Source organism: Caldanaerobacter subterraneus (assembly GCF_004345675.1).
Classification (GTDB): Bacteria; Bacillota; Thermoanaerobacteria; order Thermoanaerobacterales; family Thermoanaerobacteraceae; genus Thermoanaerobacter; species Thermoanaerobacter subterraneus.
Genome location: NZ_SLWU01000002.1, coordinates 89490 through 105158, shown reverse-complemented (window position 1 = coordinate 105158; position 15669 = coordinate 89490). Strand labels below are relative to the sequence as shown.

At 39.2% G+C, this 15669-nt stretch carries 22 protein-coding genes; all 22 read right to left on the bottom strand.

All coding sequences use genetic code 11. From position 1 onward, the window contains the following. Nucleotides 1-127 precede the first annotated feature (127 nt). Nucleotides 128-1012 (bottom strand): polyprenyl synthetase family protein, encoded by an 885-nt coding sequence (locus EV203_RS01305; RefSeq protein ID WP_132038935.1) that lies wholly within the window; start codon nt 1010-1012, stop codon nt 128-130. Beyond that, entirely contained in the window at nt 1005-1232 is a 228-nt protein-coding gene (gene xseB / locus EV203_RS01300; protein ID WP_011025609.1) for an exodeoxyribonuclease VII small subunit, read from the bottom strand. Before xseB ends, EV203_RS01305 begins: the two co-directional genes overlap by 8 nt. Next, nucleotides 1216-2430 carry an exodeoxyribonuclease VII large subunit gene (gene xseA / locus EV203_RS01295; protein ID WP_011025608.1) on the bottom strand — a complete coding sequence of 405 codons (1215 nt, stop codon included), beginning with the start codon at nt 2428-2430 and terminating at the stop codon, nt 1216-1218. Before xseA ends, xseB begins: the two co-directional genes overlap by 17 nt. Then, nucleotides 2411-3244 (bottom strand): bifunctional 5,10-methylenetetrahydrofolate dehydrogenase/5,10-methenyltetrahydrofolate cyclohydrolase, encoded by an 834-nt coding sequence (locus EV203_RS01290; protein WP_132038934.1) that lies wholly within the window; start codon nt 3242-3244, stop codon nt 2411-2413. The genes xseA and EV203_RS01290 overlap by 20 nt, the downstream gene beginning before the upstream one ends. Then, the gene (gene nusB / locus EV203_RS01285) at nt 3234-3656 is read right to left on the bottom strand and encodes a transcription antitermination factor NusB (RefSeq protein ID WP_011025606.1); all 423 of its coding nucleotides are present in this window, start codon (nt 3654-3656) and stop codon (nt 3234-3236) included. The genes EV203_RS01290 and nusB overlap by 11 nt, the downstream gene beginning before the upstream one ends. 98 nt (nt 3657-3754) lie before the next feature. Then, nucleotides 3755-4165, bottom strand: a complete 411-nt coding sequence (locus EV203_RS01280; protein WP_132038933.1) for an Asp23/Gls24 family envelope stress response protein — start codon at nt 4163-4165, stop codon at nt 3755-3757. 72 nt (nt 4166-4237) lie between these two features. Next, nucleotides 4238-4771 carry a SpoIIIAH-like family protein gene (locus EV203_RS01275; protein ID WP_132038932.1) on the bottom strand — a complete coding sequence of 178 codons (534 nt, stop codon included), beginning with the start codon at nt 4769-4771 and terminating at the stop codon, nt 4238-4240. A 12-nt stretch (nt 4772-4783) separates the two neighbouring features. Continuing rightward, entirely contained in the window at nt 4784-5359 is a 576-nt protein-coding gene (spoIIIAG, locus tag EV203_RS01270) for a stage III sporulation protein AG (RefSeq protein WP_011025603.1), read from the bottom strand. A gap of 17 nt (nt 5360-5376) precedes the next feature. Further along, a complete protein-coding gene (spoIIIAF, locus tag EV203_RS01265) occupies nt 5377-5895 on the bottom strand; it encodes a stage III sporulation protein AF (RefSeq protein WP_132038931.1) in 519 nt (172 codons plus the stop codon). 10 nt (nt 5896-5905) lie between these two features. Further along, complete coding sequence (gene spoIIIAE, locus EV203_RS01260) at nt 5906-7060, bottom strand: stage III sporulation protein AE (protein ID WP_132038930.1); 1155 nt, start codon at nt 7058-7060, stop codon at nt 5906-5908. 10 nt (nt 7061-7070) lie between these two features. Further along, nucleotides 7071-7457, bottom strand: coding sequence for a stage III sporulation protein AD (spoIIIAD, locus tag EV203_RS01255; RefSeq protein ID WP_011025600.1), 387 nt, complete (start codon nt 7455-7457; stop codon nt 7071-7073). An 8-nt stretch (nt 7458-7465) separates the two neighbouring features. Continuing rightward, nucleotides 7466-7663, bottom strand: coding sequence for a stage III sporulation protein AC (gene spoIIIAC, locus EV203_RS01250; protein WP_011025599.1), 198 nt, complete (start codon nt 7661-7663; stop codon nt 7466-7468). Nucleotides 7664-7675: 12 nt separating this feature from the next. Further along, complete coding sequence (spoIIIAB, locus tag EV203_RS01245) at nt 7676-8188, bottom strand: stage III sporulation protein SpoIIIAB (RefSeq protein ID WP_132038929.1); 513 nt, start codon at nt 8186-8188, stop codon at nt 7676-7678. Further along, nucleotides 8185-9177, bottom strand: a complete 993-nt coding sequence (gene spoIIIAA / locus EV203_RS01240) for a stage III sporulation protein AA (protein WP_132038928.1) — start codon at nt 9175-9177, stop codon at nt 8185-8187. The genes spoIIIAB and spoIIIAA overlap by 4 nt, the downstream gene beginning before the upstream one ends. A gap of 94 nt (nt 9178-9271) precedes the next feature. Beyond that, a complete protein-coding gene (locus tag EV203_RS01235; protein WP_132038927.1) occupies nt 9272-9748 on the bottom strand; it encodes a CD1247 N-terminal domain-containing protein in 477 nt (158 codons plus the stop codon). Nucleotides 9749-9795: 47 nt separating this feature from the next. After that, complete coding sequence (gene efp / locus EV203_RS01230; protein WP_011025596.1) at nt 9796-10353, bottom strand: elongation factor P; 558 nt, start codon at nt 10351-10353, stop codon at nt 9796-9798. An 18-nt stretch (nt 10354-10371) separates the two neighbouring features. Then, a complete protein-coding gene (locus EV203_RS01225) occupies nt 10372-11439 on the bottom strand; it encodes a M24 family metallopeptidase (protein ID WP_011025595.1) in 1068 nt (355 codons plus the stop codon). Nucleotides 11440-11443: 4 nt separating this feature from the next. Further along, complete coding sequence (gene aroQ / locus EV203_RS01220; RefSeq protein ID WP_011025594.1) at nt 11444-11890, bottom strand: type II 3-dehydroquinate dehydratase; 447 nt, start codon at nt 11888-11890, stop codon at nt 11444-11446. A gap of 29 nt (nt 11891-11919) precedes the next feature. After that, nucleotides 11920-13164, bottom strand: coding sequence for a glutamate-5-semialdehyde dehydrogenase (locus EV203_RS01215; protein WP_011025593.1), 1245 nt, complete (start codon nt 13162-13164; stop codon nt 11920-11922). Then, nucleotides 13154-14272: a glutamate 5-kinase gene (proB, locus tag EV203_RS01210; protein ID WP_009610697.1), complete on the bottom strand. Its 1119-nt coding sequence runs from the start codon at nt 14270-14272 to the stop codon at nt 13154-13156. The genes EV203_RS01215 and proB overlap by 11 nt, the downstream gene beginning before the upstream one ends. After that, nucleotides 14269-15135, bottom strand: coding sequence for a TIM barrel protein (locus EV203_RS01205; RefSeq protein WP_132038926.1), 867 nt, complete (start codon nt 15133-15135; stop codon nt 14269-14271). Before EV203_RS01205 ends, proB begins: the two co-directional genes overlap by 4 nt. Before the next feature lie 6 nt (nt 15136-15141). Beyond that, the gene (locus tag EV203_RS01200; RefSeq protein WP_011025591.1) at nt 15142-15657 is read right to left on the bottom strand and encodes a shikimate kinase; all 516 of its coding nucleotides are present in this window, start codon (nt 15655-15657) and stop codon (nt 15142-15144) included. Nucleotides 15658-15669 lie beyond the last annotated feature (12 nt).

Sequence of the window (15669 nt, the reverse complement as noted above, 5' to 3'; positions counted from 1 at the left end):
AATTACATTATAACAGAGAAAGTCTACAATATCAAACACCGCTTAAAACCGTAAAAGCCTGCTACAGTCTCTTAAGGTCAAAAAAATCAGTTTCTATCCTGATACATTGTCAATGCTCTTTCAATCTTCAGTTTACTCTCTCAATCAAATAATTAAAGAGGTCTTTAAGAAACTGTGCCCTTTCGCCAAAAGTGTCCAAAATCTTTATAGCTTCATCTGTAAGCTCCTCTACCATTTCTTGGGATTTTTCAACGCCGAATATGTTGACAAAAGTAAACTTGCCTTTTTCCCTGTCGCTCCCCACTTTTTTGCCAAGCGTTTTTTCATCTCCTATTACATCCAGTATGTCGTCTTTTATCTGAAATGCCAGCCCTATTAGCCCAGCGTATTCTCTCAAAAGCTCCACTTCTTTTTCACTAGCCCCAGCCATATGGGCTCCTGCACAGACAGAAGCCTCTATCAAAGCTGCGGTCTTGTGTTCGTGGATGTATTTTAGCTCTTCATAGGTAAGTTCTGTGTTTTGAGAAAGTATATCTTCTACCTGCCCTCCTATGATTCCCTTACAACCTGAAGCAGTAGCTATTTCATTCGCAGCTTTTAAAATTTTCTCATAATCTTCGGGATTTTCCAGAGCATGCCTTATCAAAACCTCATATCCCAGGTTTAAAAGTCCATCCCCGGCAAGAATGGCTATGGCCTCTCCAAATACCTTGTGATTTGTAGGCTTGCCTCTTCTCAAATCATCATTATCCATAGCAGGAAGGTCATCGTGGATAAGAGAATAAGTGTGTATGAGTTCAATAGAGCAGGCTACTGGCAAAGCTTTTTTTAAATCCCCTCCCAAAAGTTCACAGGCAGAGAGGCACAAAACAGGCCTCAATCTTTTCCCCCCTGCAAAAACGCTGTATCTCATCGCCTCGTATATTATCTCCGGCTTCTCCTGTACATCCAGTATCCTGTGAAGCTCTTCCTCCACCATCTGTTGTAAATTTTTGAATTTTTCTTTAAACATTATTTTCCTCCTCTTTAAACTCAATTTCCTCATCTTCACTTATCAGCATGGTTATCTTTCCTTCCACTTCTTTTAACATTTTTTCTAGTCTTTTTGATATTTCCACTCCTTCTTTGAATAAATTAAAAGACTCCTCCAGCATCAAATTGCCTTTTTCTAGCGTATCTACAATCTCCTCTAACCTTTTCAAATCTTCTTCAAAATTAAATTCTTTCTCCATCTTCTTTCACCTCTTTCACCACTGCCGTAGCCCTTCCGTCACTGAAGAGGATGCCCACTTCTTCAGAAGTTTTCACTTTTCTAGAGGAAGTGATCACTTGTCCTTCCTTATTAAGCACAATAGTATATCCCCTTGTCAAGACTTTCAACGGACTTAAAGAATCTAACTTTTCGTTGAGCACCAAAAGCTCATTCTTTTTTTGATTGAAAATGGAAAGCATCTCTTTAGTTAGAGATTTTTTTAGGTTTTTTACTCTTTGCTTTAAAACTTCGTTCTTCTTAATGGGGTTGTTTAAATAAAGTGCTCTTTTTAATCCTTCAAATTCCTTTTTGCTGTGAAGCACTTGAGCTTTCATCAAATTCATTATCTTTGTCTTTAATAAGAACAACTCCCTTTGATACACCTTTATGTCTGGAACCACCAATTCGGCAGCAGCAGAGGGAGTAGGGGCTCTCAAATCCGCTACAAAATCAGCAATAGTGAAATCCGTCTCATGCCCTACAGCAGAAACCACAGGAATGCGGGAGGCAAAAATACTGCGAGCCACCTTCTCCTCATTGAAAGGCCAGATTTCCTCTAAAGACCCGCCTCCTCTTGCCACTATTATAACATCGATATCCTTCCTCTTGTTTAAAATGCGAAGAGCATTTGAAATTTCATCCGCAGCAGAGCTCCCCTGCACCAAAACAGGCACTACCATTATATCAACAGTCGGATTTCTCCTCCGTGAAATCGTTATTATATCGCGTATTACAGCCCCTGTCGGAGAGGTGACCACAGCAATTTTCCTCGGATGCTTTGGAATAGGTTTTTTCTTATCTAAATCAAATAGGCCTTCTTTTTGGAGCTTTTCTTTTAGTTTGTTAAAAGCAATGTACAAAGCTCCTATTCCATCCATCTGCACAGACTGAACGTACAGCTGGTAAAGTCCGCCTTTTTCGTACACTGTTATCCTGCCTGTAGCAATTACAGACATTCCATCCTGCAAAGTAAATTCAAGGGACCTGCTGTAGTCGTTAAACATTACGCATTTTAAAGCTGCTCCTTCGTCTTTTAAGGTAAAGTACACTGCTGTAGAGTGGTATTTTAAATTAGAAATTTCCCCTCTCACTCTCACATTTCTCAATATTATGTCGTTGTCCATAACTTTCTTTATATATTCCGTCACTTCACTAACACTAAAGGCTTTTAACTGCATATTTAAAAGCCTCCAGGGTATTTTTGAGAATCATGGCTGTAGTTACAGGTCCAACTCCCCCCGGCACAGGGGTTATGTAAGAAGCCTTGTCCTTAATTGACTCAAAGTCGGCATCGCCGTATATCTTACCTTCATGTACGTTTATCCCTGCATCTATTAAAACTACTCCCTCTTTGACCATGTCCCCTCTAACCAGATTCATCTTTCCTGCTGCTACCACCAAAACATCTGCCTGTTTCGTATGATAAGCTAAATCCTTTGTCTTAGAGTGGCATACTGTCACAGTGCAGTTTTTGTCCAGCAAAAGCTTGGCAACTGGTTTTCCTAAAATATTGCTCCTTCCTATCACCACGGCATGTTTTCCTTCCAAGTCAACCCCTGTATTTTCTAATATATGGATAATAGCCTTCGGCGTACAGGGAACAAAAAGAGGTTTTCCAGCAAAAAGCCTGCCCATATTGTAATTTGATATGCAATCAACATCTTTGTACGGATTTATCGTATCGTAAACTTTGTCTACATCAAAGCCCTTTGGAAGAGGCATCTCTATCATTATCCCGTGGGTGTCTTTATCTTCATTTAACTTTTCTAAAGTATCAAAAAATTTATCTTCCTCTTTTTCTGAAAAATAGTACACTTTTGCTTCTATCCCTACGCTCTCACAGGCCTTCACTTTGGAGTTGGCATAGACCTTTGAGGATTCGTCATCTCCTGCCATCAATATTGCCAATCTAGGTTTGTAACCAAATTCCTGTATTTCCCTTTTAACTTCTTCTTTTATTCTATTAGAAATTTCTTTTCCATCAATTATCATTCGCTTCACCTTCCTCTAATCCTTTTTCCCTGACGAATGCTCCCAAAAGCCCGTTTATGAAAGAGGGAGAATCGTCAGTGCTATATTTTTTTGCTATTTCTACCGCTTCATTTATGGATATGCTGACAGGAATGTTGCCGTAAAGCATCTCGTACATACTGCATCTTAAAATTGCCAAATCTATCCTTGGCATTCGATAAAGCGGCCAATCCTTAGAGTATTTTTCTATCTCTCGGTCAATTTCCTCCAGATGCTCAACAGTTCCTCTGACAGTGCCCTCTATGTACTCCTTTTGTTCACCAGGGTCATGTTCTTCGTAAAAATTTTCAAATATTTTTTCAAGAGGAAGTTTTGAGACGTCGTACTGGTACAGCATTTTTACAACCCATTCTCTAGCTTCTGTTCTGTTCATTTTCTCAACTCCTTGCAAAATCTAACCTTTTCTTTTTTATTGTGCCATAACTTCACCTAAACTAACCCTCTGACTAGCAGAGGGTTAGTTTAGAAAATTTAATTTTCTTCTTCTTTTTCTGCGGCTTCTTGCTGTTTTTTGTTTCCTTTTTCCATGCTGACCCCTTGCACATGTATATTGACCTCTACAACTTTAAGCCCTGTCATATTCTCAACAGCATTTTTAACATTTTCCTGTACATTCCAAGCGACCTCAGGGATTCTAACGCCATAGTCCACAATTAAGTACAAGTCTATAGTTGCTTCTTTATCTCCTACCTCAACCTTTACTCCTTTGCTCAAATTCTTTCTGCCTAAAATCTCTGAAATGCCGTTTACAACTCCCCCGCTCATTCCAGCAACACCTGGTACTTCTGTGGCAGCCAAACCAGCGATTATGCTAACTACCTCTTCTGAAATCTTGACAGAACCCAGCTCTTGATTTTCAAAATTTTTTACATTTTCCTCCATAAACTCACCCCCTTAAAAGTAAAAGCAAGAGCTTCAAATACATTATACCATAATCTGTCGCTTAAAAACAATCTAGTCCAACCGAGTCATAATTTTTATATTGTCCAGTGAAGCGCCTGTTTGCCTGGAGACTATTTCCACAATCTGTGCAACTTCTTCTTCCGACAATTTATCCGCTTGCACTATCACATTCACAATCCCATTGTCTATCATCACAACGGCATCTTGAAATCCCTTCGCTTTTATGAGATTTTCTATGATCATCTCCTGATTTGTAATTTCTGTAAGTTTTATAATCTGCTTCTGGGCTTCGTCTCTTGTGGCCTGACTTGTATTTTTGTTTTCAACTATTTCTTTTAAAGCATCTATACTCCTGCTCCTGTTTATCTCTCTTTCCTCTCTATAAGCGGTGAATATGCCTGAAGCGATATATTTACCCTGTGTATAAGCACTCGTTTCAACGGCTTTTTGACTTACTTCCTGTGTAGAAGAGTTTTTAGCATTATCTACCTTCTTTTCTGTATAACCGTAATTTAAAACAAAAGCTGTTGCTATCAGCAAAATCAAAGATACAATTGCTATAAGTCTTTTTCTCATATACACCATAAAAATACCTCCTCACTTAGAAGATATTACTTTCACCTTGTAAGCAGGAATTCCCAGAGCTGTCTGCACTGCCGAAGAAATTTCATATCTTAGCCTGGGGTCCTTTGCCCCATCGGCCACCACAATTACACCCCTTATCTCAGGCATCAGACGCTTTAATACAATAGGGGCATTCTGTCCAGAAGGGTTTTGAGACGTCACTATTTTATTGTTAGATTCTGTCTGCACGACCTCCCTCACTGTGCCGTTGCTGTCCTTTTCATTGGTAGTAGTGCTGGACTGAACCACATCCATAGCCGCTACCACTTCTTCATCAGAATTTAATGTTATTAAAACTTCTACATTCCCCACCCCTTCAATTTTTGAAAGTATGCTCTTTAAATCCCTCTCCAACCTCTTTGCGTAATCTTCATTCTGCTTCTCTGCCAAAACCAACTCTTTATTGTCACTTTCATTAGAAGGGCGGGGCTTCGAAAAGGTACTGGCTCCTATCAGAAGAATTAAACCTATCAAAAAGATAACTGTCAAATTTTCTAAAAGCTTTTTGTTGTCCTTTAAAAATTTATCTTTAAGTTTGGTAAAGTCCACCAAAGTACCCCCTTTCCCTACTCCTCTTTTATAGTTATATTCTTCAGAGGGACATTATAGAATGCGCTTATCAATTTTTTTACTTCTTCTTTGTTGAAATTTCTTTCACCTTTCACGTGCAAGATTAGAGAATTGATTTTTCCAAACTCTTTTTTGTCCAAATCTTCTACCATAAAAATTTCCACCTCAACTCCTTTTAAGTTGTACAGGCTTTCAAGTTTTTCTCTTATCTGCTGTGAAAGCCTGTTTTTGTACTCTTTTGCTATGAGAATCTTCGTCTGCTCTTTCGCTTTTTCAGAAAGGCCTTCAAAAGCAGAGTTTTTTAACAAGTAATCGCTTTTAAATACCTGAGCTTCTATGGAAGGAGCTGTTTTTAAAAATCCGAGAATGGGATTTAAAATAACTGCCATTATAACAAGGCCAATAGCGACTTTTGCGTATTTCTTTAAGCTAGAAGAAGGTATCAGCATTTCTAAAATCACTGCCAAAATCGCTATGTTGACTACCTGTACAACCCAGTTTTTAAAGAACTCCAAAAAGCACCACCTACCTCAGCATGGTAGTTATGTTAGCAGTCCCTATTATCGCAGTTATTGTAAAAAACATCATAACAGTGACAGATGCCAAAACCGCCAATATGTAAGTCAAGGAATTTGCCACCTCAGATAAAGAACTCACTATTCTCTTGTCAGAAATTGGCTCAATTAGTGCAGCAACAAACCTGTATATCAACGCAAGTGAAAAAATCTTTATCAAAGGAAAAGCAGCAATCGCAATGATTATCATTAGCCCGTACGTTCCTATAGCTCCTTTTATTAAAAGAGAAGCTCCTATCACCGCATCTACGCTGTCTGCCAAAAGTCCTCCGACAACTGGCAGAAAAGCTCCCACAGTATACTTAGCAGTTCTAGATATAACTCCATCTGCTATAGACGAAGACAAACCCTGTATAGTTATAACTCCCAAGAATATGCTGAGCAAAACAGAAATAGAAGCAGTAGACAATGTCTTCAAAAAGTCTCCCATTTTGTTTAAGCTAAACTTATCGGAAATGTTTCCTACTATTTTCATAGCAGTCATAAAGAGAATTATTGGAATGACAAAGTCCCTCATCACATGGGCTGTGAACTGCACTGTAACTATCACAAGGGGCTTTAAAAATGCAGCAGAAGTAAATGACCCAACAGATACCAGCAATGTTATCAAAAGAGGCAAGATAGACTGCATAAAGTCTACCATGCTGTCAATCGCCTGCTTCCCTATGCTCATGGCCTCGCTAAAGCTTTTGACAGCAATGATTATAAAAACTATGTAAATAGCTAAAAAGGCAATCTCTGATACGCTTTCACTCTCAAAAGAACTGTGCAAATTCATCAATATGCTTCCTATAACGCCTAAGACAAGAAGCTGTATCAACAGATTAAAAGAAGAGTAAAGCTCTTTAAAAAATACCCTTAAAATTCCCTCAAAGATTTTCTTGACCTCAAAAGGCTGTTTGCCTTCTAAAACCTCCAACAAATACGTTTTTACATCGATAAGAGGAAATTCGTTCCCAGTCTTCTGGTTAAGCTCTTTCACAAAGCGGTCAATCTGGTACGTATCCTCTTTACCCAGCTCCTCTATTCCCTCTTTTATCACATCAGCCCTTGCACAGCCAAATAAAGTTATGACTAACGCTAGAACAAAAACTAGCTTTTTCAATTTTTACACCTCACGGCATTATAGAAAGTATGGCCTCTACAAGCCCTATTATTATGGGAATGGACAAAAAGATTATCATTACTTTTCCCGCAATTTCAATCTTTGAAGCCAGATTTTTTTCATTAGCATCCTGACAGAGCTGTGAGCCAAATTCAGTTATATAAGCAATTCCTATAATTTTTAAAGTTGTAACGAAATATATCGTATCAAGGCCACTCTTTCTCGCAAGACTATTTAAAACCTCTACTACACTGCTCAACTTTGGTAAAATTGATACAAAAATTATAATACCTGTTACAAGGCTTAAAATTACAGCAATTTCAGGATTTGTCTCTCTGAGCACTGTCAATATGATGAGAACCACAATTCCCAAGACTACAATCTGAAATATCTCCATTCTATCACCTAATACAGATGAAATATGGTCTTTACAGTGTTAAAAAGATTGTTTATAAGGTGGATTACCATCATGAGGACTACTACTATTCCTGCTAGAGTCACCATCATAGCCTGTTCTTCTCTCCCGGATCGTATGAGAATTTGATTTAAAACAGTCACTAAAATTCCTATTGCCGCAATCTTAAAGATTATGTCTATGTTCATTGTAATCCTCCTCTATAAAAACAATATGACTATTGCAAGCCCCAAGAGAAACCCTAGGTTCTGGTACAATTTTTCGTTCTTTTTACCTTCTTCTTCGACCAGATTAAGCTGCCTTTTTAAAAGGTCCATTGTGAGATTAAAATTCTTTTCCTGATTTCCTGCATCGGAAATTCCCAGAATAGTCCCAAACGCCCTTAAAATCTCTTTTTCCTCTTTTGAAAGATATCCTCTTTCCCATTCATTTAAAGCTTTTTCCCATGCCTCTCCTGCAGTCAATCCGCTCTGTTCCCCTAGATGCAAAGAAGCCCTTTGAAACAGTTCCCCTACTGTCTTGTCTGAAGACAAAGCTACCTTCTTTAAGGCTCTCTCAAGGGGCGTTCTTGAGTAAGTTATTTCCAATTTCAGAAGATTCAAGGCACTTATTAGGCTCTTGAGAATCCACCTTCTTGCTTTAAATTTCATAGCCATCAAATATCCTATAGAAGTTGTAGAAAAAATAGTCAAAATGACCCCTATCAGCTTCAACTTTTCTTCAGCCCCTTCTTATAAGGACCTTTAAACACCATTTTCAAATTTTCATCCAGTATCTCTTCTAAAGTGCCTGCCCCAAATCGGTTGCTCAAAATTATGTACCTTTCAAAATACTTCCCCTCTACTAAATCTTTTAAAAGCGGCCTTTTTTTAAGGTCTTCAATATCTTTAGCGTGAACGGTAGTGATTATTTTGACTCCTGCATTTAACACATGCCTTAAAGCTTCTATGTCTTCCTTTTTTCCTATCTCATCTGTCACCACAACCTGTGGCGACATAGACCTTATGGCCATTATCATACCTTCAGCCTTAGGACACCTGTCTAAGACATCAGTCCTAATGCCCACATTAAGTTGCGGTACCCCATTATAACAACCAGCAATTTCAGACCTTTCATCTATTATGCACACTTTCTTTCCACCAAATCCCATAAAACCATCGCTTAAAGCTCTAGCGATGTCTCGCAATAAAGTGGTCTTGCCACATTGGGGTGGAGAAATTATCAAGAGATTGTAAACATTGCCTTGTCTATCTATCAAATATTCCATTATTTCGTCTGCTGCTCCTAATACCTCTTTTGAAATGCGGTAATTGTATCCTGACACATTTTTTATAATTTTTATGCTGCCATTTTCTAATACGCATTCTCCCGCAAGCCCTACTCTGTACCCTCCTTTTAAGGTTATATATCCACTTTTTATCTCGTCCTCAAAGGCATATAGAGAGGACTGGGACACCAATTGAAACGCTTTTTCACAGTCATCAACAGTGACTATGTAGGAAGACGAAGAAGAGTTTGAAAGTTCCCCTGATGTAGAGACAAATTTTTCGCTTCCCTCTAAGTAAACTGCAAGGGGTCTGTTTGCTCTCAGTCTAACTTCTTCTATTTTCTGAAGTACATCCTGTGAAAGACTAGATAATATTTTCCGCACAGAAGGCGGAAAGGCGTAAAGCATGCCTTCGATGCCTTTTCTTCCGTTCATACCTGTCCCTCCTCTTGTAACAATTATATTTCTTCGGTTTTTTATTTATGAATAAAAAATCCCCACTGACTTTTTTGTCAGTGGGGAGATTTTCTCAGTCTTCGTCGTCATCATCTACAATTTTTAAATCTTTTACTTTTATAGTAGCATTGCAGTGAGGACAAACTAGTTCTGCATCTTCATCTTCCAAAAGCTCTTCTTCTACGCTCATCAACATATGGCAATTAGGGCACTCCACTTCCACGTATTCTTCGTAATCCTCATCTTCGTCCTCTTCCTCGTCTTCGTCATAATCGTATTCGTAATCCTCGTCCTCTTCATCCTCGTAGTCGTAGTCTTCATCCTCATCTCCGTAGAGGCGGTCTTCAATTTCTGAAAGGTCCTCATCCAGCTCTCCGACATAGTCATTGAGTTCGGATTGAGAAGCTTCTAGCTCCTCTATAGCGTCTGCAAAATCCTCAAGGGCATCAAGAATTGCCAGAATCAATTTGCCTTCTTTAGTGCTGTCATCTATACCTAAGCCGTCTGCTATCCCTCTCAAGTAAGACACTCTTTCGTTTAAGTACTCCATTTTAAACTACCCTCCTTCACAAAATAGTATTTGAAAATTTGCTCCGTTTATACTCTTTCTATGTATTCTCCAGTGCGCGTATCGATTTTTATTTTGTCGCCTACATTTATGAAAAGTGGTACCTGGATGACAGCACCAGTTTCTACAGTTGCCGGCTTCGATCCGCCTGTCACAGTATCGCCTCTGACGCCCGGCTCTGTATCTATGACTTCCAGCTCCACAAATGTCGGAGGCTCTACTGAAAAAGCTTCACCTTTATAAAATTTTACAGTAACTATCATATTTTCTTTTATGTACTTCATAGCTTCTTCCACTTTGTCATAGCTTAAAGGAATTTGCTCGTAAGTCTCTGTGTCCATAAAATAATAAAATTCTCCGTCGTTATAAAGGTATTGCATTTCTCTTCTCTCGATCTGAGCCTCTTCGAACTTTTCAGTAGGGCTGAAAGTCCTTTCTATGACAGCACCAGTCATTATGTTTTTGAGCTTTGTCCTCACAAATGCTGCGCCTTTCCCGGGCTTTACGTGCATGAAGTCCACAACTGTAAAAATCTGGCCGTCAACCTCAATAGTTACTCCTTTTCTGAAATCCCCTGCTGCTATCAAAAAAATCCCTCCATCACTTTAGTTTATTTCAATCAAATGTTTAGGTGAATTGGTTAAATTTATAACACCATCTTCTTTTAATAATACCATATCTTCGATTCTTACGCCACCGAAATCAGGTATGTATATTCCCGGTTCTACTGTGACAATCGAGCCCTCTTTTAAAATTTCTTCTTTTCTGAAAGTCAGGCTCGGTCCTTCATGTACCTCAAGCCCCACTCCATGCCCCAAGGAATGGCTAAAATACGGCCCATAGCCTTTTTCTTCTATCACAGACCTCGCTAAATAATCGGCTTCCTTAGAAGTAATTCCTGCCTTTAAATTTTTAAGGGCATTTTGCTGTGCTTCTAACACCACATTGTATATCTCTTTCTGCTTTTCACTGGCTTTCCCAACTACTATAGTCCTTGTCATGTCAGAGCAGTAGCCTGAGACTTTGCATCCAAAGTCGATCGTGACAAAGTCCTCTTTTTCAATCACCTTATCTGAAGCTTTTCCATGGGGGAGAGAAGACCTTTTACCGGAAGCCACGATAGTATCAAAGGCTAGGTCCTCTGCTCCATTCTTTTTCATGAAATATTCAAGCTCCAGTGCTACTTCCTTTTCTGTCATGCCAGGTTTTATAAAATTCAAAATGTGCTCAAAAGCTCTATCAGTTATGCTCTGCGCCTTTTTTATGAGATTTATCTCTTCTTCATCTTTTACCATCCTTAAACTCTCAACTAAACCTGCCTGAGGTATAAGCTCTACCCTTTCTAAAGCTTCTTTTAATTCTCTGTACTGCCCGTATGTCACATTTTCTTCAAAAGCCAATCTTTTTATTCCCAATTTCTTAATGTATTCTTTCAAGACATCCTTTATTCCCGTTTTGTGTTCCACAATCTCAAAATCTTTGACTTCCTTTTGTGCCTGCTCCGTATACCTCCCATCAGTGATAAAAATAGCGGCATCATCAGTTATCAAGGCTACGCTGTCATCCCCAGTAAAACCTGTTATGTAGGTAACATTTACAAATTTGTAAATTACAAAAGCTTCTATATCTTTTTCTCTCATTAACTTCCGCAAATTGCTAAGCCTAGTCTTCACTATTCTACCCCCCAATTGAATCCTCTAAAAATTTCACAGCGTAAAGAGCCAGTATGTAGCTATACGGTCCAAAGCCCGTAATCACTCCCTTGCAGCGAGAAGCAGTGACAGATACCTTTCTGAATTCCTCCCTTCCAAAAATATTGGATATGTGCACTTCAATCACAGGCACAGAAACAGAGGCAATTGCATCCATTATAGCCAAGCTGTAATGGGTATAAGCTGCCGGATTTATTATTATGGCATCGAAATTATTTTCGGCAGAGTGAATGAGGTTTATTATCTCTCCTTCACTGTTGGACTGCTGAATTTTTACTGCAATGTCGAGTTTCGCAGCTTCTCTTTTTATCATGTTGTTTATCTCTTCAAAAGTGATTTCTCCATAGACTTCTTTTTCCCTCTTTCCAGTAAGATTCACATTGGGGCCGTGAATTACAAGCACCCTTTTCATAATATCACCTCACGTTACTATAATACACCTTACTTCCTTATTTGTCCACTGCCCAAAATCACATATTTGTAGGTCGTAAGCTCTTTAAGCCCCATAGGCCCTCTTGCGTGCATTTTTTGAGTGCTTATGCCTATTTCCGCCCCAAATCCAAATTCTCCTCCATCAGTGAATCTAGTAGAAGCGTTCACATATACTGCAGCAGAATCTACAGATTTTAAAAATCTCATGGCATTAGTGTAATTTTCAGTTACAATGCTCTCAGAGTGACCTGTAGAATACTTAGAAATGTGCTCTAATGCCTCATCTATATTCTCTACAACTTTTACCGCTAATATGAGGTCAAGGTACTCTGTCGCCCAGTCCTCTTCTGTGGCTTCTTTTACATCAGGGCATATCCTTTTTGTAAGCTCACAGCCTCTTATTTCTACCCCATGAGATGACAGTTCTTTTACCATAACAGGCAGGAATCTTTCTGCTATACCCTTATGCACCAAAACAGTCTCTACTGCATTGCACACCCCAGGCCTTTGAACCTTCGCATTTACAATTATGTCCTTTGCCATTTCAAAATTTGCACTCTCATCCACAAAAATGTGGCAATTCCCGACTCCCGTCTCTATAACAGGTACAGTAGAATTTTCAATGACGTTTTTGATAAGGCTTGTCCCACCTCTTGGGATGATAAGGTCAATCAAGCCGTTTAACTTCATCATCCTATTTACTTCTTCCCTGTCAGTGTTTTCAATAAGCTGTATCGCTCCTTCCGGAATACCACTTTTGTAAGCAGCTTCTGCCAGAATAGAAGCAATAGCGATGTTAGAATTTATAGCATCACTTCCTCCTCTTAAAATCACGGCATTTCCTGCTTTAAGGCAAAGGCCTGCAGCATCAGCAGTGACATTGGGGCGGGATTCGTATATCATGCCTATGACGCCTATGGGGACGCGCATCTTTCCTATTTGAAGTCCATTGGGCCTTATCCACATCTCCTCTATATCTCCGACAGGGTCTTTCAAAGAAGCCACTTCTTTTAAGCCTTCTGCCATAGCTTTTATCCTTTTTTCATCCAATTTTAGCCTGTCCACAAGAGAGGCTTTTAAATTTCTCCTTTCTGCCTCTAAAACGTCTTTTTCATTGGCCTTTAAGATTTTATCTGCATTTTCCAAAAGAGCTTCTGCCATATTTATAAGAGCTCTATTTTTAGTTTCTGTGTCAAGTACAGCCATTTTTCTTGACGCTTCTTTCGCCTTTTTAGCCTTTACTTCAACCTCCATACTTCTCACCTCTCTCAAGAACTACGAGATTGTCCCTGTGAATAACCTCGTCGTAGTACTTATACCCCAATATTGACTCTATGTCATGGGTCTTACAGCCTTTTATTTTTTCGACTTCCTCAGAAGAATAGTTGACAAGCCCTCTAGCTATTTCCCTGCCCTGGTGGTCCACCACTGCCACGCAGTCCCCAACGTCATACTGGCCTTCTGTCTTTACAATACCGCTTGGCAGTAAGCTTTTTCCATGCTTTACTAAAGCCTTTGCTGCCCCTTCATCTACAAACAAAAAACCATTCACCTTTGCATTGAAAGCAATCCAGATTTTTCTGCTGCTTATAGGATTTTTCATGGGAAGAAAAGTAGTCCCAATTTTTTCTCCTGCTGCAATTCTATTTAATACATTGTCAATTTTGCCATTTGCAATCACCATTTTAACTCCCGAATTGTAGCATATCTTGGCTGCCTGAATCTTTGTGTACATTCCTCCTGTTCCTCTTTTTGTACCTGCCCCGCCAGCTATTTTAAAAAGGTCATCAGAAAACTCCTCAACCACTTCTATAACCTTAGCATCCTTATAAATTCTCGGGTCCTTGTCAAAAAGGCCATCGATATCAGTCAAAATAATCAAAAGGTCTGCTTCAACAAGGCTTGCCACAAGGGCTGCCAGGGTATCATTATCCCCAATCTTTATCTCCTCTACTGCCACAGTGTCATTTTCATTTATCACAGGTATGACTCCCCACTTGAGAAGGTTAGAGAGGGTGTAGCTCATATTTAAATACCTTTTTCTGTCACTAAAGTCCTCCCTCGTCAAAAGAAGCTGGGCAGTTATTTTCCCGTATTCGTTGAAAAATTTCTCGTAAATCTCTATAAGGAGACCTTGACCAATGGCTGCTAGGGCCTGCTTTTGCGGAAGGTTTTTGGGCTTTTCTGTCAAGTTTAATTTTCCCATTCCAGCTCCAATCGCCCCAGACGTCACAAGTATAACTTCTTCTCCTTTATTTGACAAATTTGCAATTTGTCTTACTAGTTTTTCCATTATTTCTAAATTCAATTTCCCATTTTCATGAGTCAAAGTACTAGTCCCAACCTTAACTACAATCCTCATGTTTTTGACACCCTTTTTGCCACCTCTTGGTATATTCTCTTAAGTTCTAATGCGTCTTCTGCCATCCTCTCACGAGATTCACAAATAACTATGGGCTCCATATTTCTTTCATAAAAAAGCTGAGCCAGCGGCTCAAATTCAGGCCCGTATTCTTTATCAAGCAATGTCCAGTGCTTCTTTTCCCCCTGCTCTGTAAATTCAATTCTGCTGAAGTGGACGTGTATAACTTTTGCCCTATCTTTTCCTAGATATTTTTCTATCGTGTTTAAAACTTCTTCATAATCTTCTATAGATTTAAACCTTCCATTGTCTCGAGCATGCAAATGGGCAAAATCCACGGTAGGAAGAAGTCTCTCATCTAGCTGACAGAGTTCCAAGACTTCCTCCAAAGTGCCCAGCTGATTTTTCTTGCCCATCGTCTCGGGACACAAGGTTATATGACCCAGTCCCAAGTCATCAGCTTCTTTTATAACCTCCTTCAAAACTCTTTTTGCCCTATCAAGTGCTTCTCTTCTGTCCAAAGAAGCAGAACCAGGGTGAAACGTAACTCTTTTTGCTCCCATCAAATTCCCTGCGGTCAAACTTTCAATTATGTACCTTTTAGAATTTTTTATCTTTTCCTCTTTTGCCGCCGCAAGATTTATGTAATAAGGAGCGTGGATTGTAATTGTAATATTAAATTTTTCTGCATTCTCTTTAAGCTGCAAAGCTAATTTTTCGCTTATTCTCACTCCTCTAGAAAAAGAGTATTCGTAAGCCTCAAGTCCCATTTTATGAAGCCATTCTGGCATCTCAGCAGAAGACTTATGTCCCTCGTCGTAAAAGCTCTGCGAGATTCCAGAAGGCCCAAACTTAATCTCCAAATTTCATCATCTCCCCTTAAGCTTTATATACGCTCTTATGACTTCTTCAGCGACTTCCTCTATTGTCTTGTCAGAGACGTCTATAGTGTAATCTGCAAATCTGTAAAAAGGCTCTCTTTCCTCTAAAAGCTCTCTTATCCTCTTTTCAGGGTCTTCCACCGCAAGAAGAGGCCTATCTTTTGTTTTGGATATATTCCTCAAAATTACTTCCGGCCTTGCTTTTAAGAGGATTATTACTCCGTTTTTTCTTAATTGTACAATATTTGAAGGGTTTAATACAACCCCGCCTCCTGTAGCTATTACGTGATTTTTTAGGCGAGAGGCTTTTATGACAGCCGCTTTTTCCAACTTTCTAAAATATTCTTCCCCGTGCTTTTCAAATATTTCCGCCACACTCATGCCTGCCATTTTCTCAACCAGCTTGTCAGTGTCAATAAAATTAAAATGAAGAGTAGTTGCCACTTTTTTCCCTACAGTAGTTTTTCCTGTCCCCATGAATCCTGTCAAAACTATGTTTTTCATTCACCATCCCCC

Excerpts from the sequence above, each read along its gene's own strand:
- EV203_RS01215 (WP_011025593.1), bottom strand. The coding sequence starts at position 13,164 with ATGGAGGTTGAAGTAAAGGCTAAAAAGGCGAAAGAAGCGTCAAGAAAA.
- EV203_RS01275 (WP_132038932.1), bottom strand. The coding sequence starts at position 4,771 with ATGGTGTATATGAGAAAAAGACTTATAGCAATTGTATCTTTGATTTTG.
- EV203_RS01290 (WP_132038934.1), bottom strand. The coding sequence starts at position 3,244 with ATGATAATTGATGGAAAAGAAATTTCTAATAGAATAAAAGAAGAAGTT.
- nusB (WP_011025606.1), bottom strand. The coding sequence starts at position 3,656 with ATGAACAGAACAGAAGCTAGAGAATGGGTTGTAAAAATGCTGTACCAG.
- xseB (WP_011025609.1), bottom strand. The coding sequence starts at position 1,232 with ATGGAGAAAGAATTTAATTTTGAAGAAGATTTGAAAAGGTTAGAGGAG.
- EV203_RS01200 (WP_011025591.1), bottom strand. The coding sequence starts at position 15,657 with ATGAAAAACATAGTTTTGACAGGATTCATGGGGACAGGAAAAACTACT.
- EV203_RS01280 (WP_132038933.1), bottom strand. The coding sequence starts at position 4,165 with ATGGAGGAAAATGTAAAAAATTTTGAAAATCAAGAGCTGGGTTCTGTC.
- aroQ (WP_011025594.1), bottom strand. The coding sequence starts at position 11,890 with ATGAAAAGGGTGCTTGTAATTCACGGCCCCAATGTGAATCTTACTGGA.
- EV203_RS01305 (WP_132038935.1), bottom strand. The coding sequence starts at position 1,012 with ATGTTTAAAGAAAAATTCAAAAATTTACAACAGATGGTGGAGGAAGAG.
- spoIIIAA (WP_132038928.1), bottom strand. The coding sequence starts at position 9,177 with ATGAACGGAAGAAAAGGCATCGAAGGCATGCTTTACGCCTTTCCGCCT.
- spoIIIAC (WP_011025599.1), bottom strand. The coding sequence starts at position 7,663 with ATGAACATAGACATAATCTTTAAGATTGCGGCAATAGGAATTTTAGTG.
- xseA (WP_011025608.1), bottom strand. The coding sequence starts at position 2,430 with ATGCAGTTAAAAGCCTTTAGTGTTAGTGAAGTGACGGAATATATAAAG.
- EV203_RS01235 (WP_132038927.1), bottom strand. The coding sequence starts at position 9,748 with ATGGAGTACTTAAACGAAAGAGTGTCTTACTTGAGAGGGATAGCAGAC.
- spoIIIAD (WP_011025600.1), bottom strand. The coding sequence starts at position 7,457 with ATGGAGATATTTCAGATTGTAGTCTTGGGAATTGTGGTTCTCATCATA.
- proB (WP_009610697.1), bottom strand. The coding sequence starts at position 14,272 with ATGAGGATTGTAGTTAAGGTTGGGACTAGTACTTTGACTCATGAAAAT.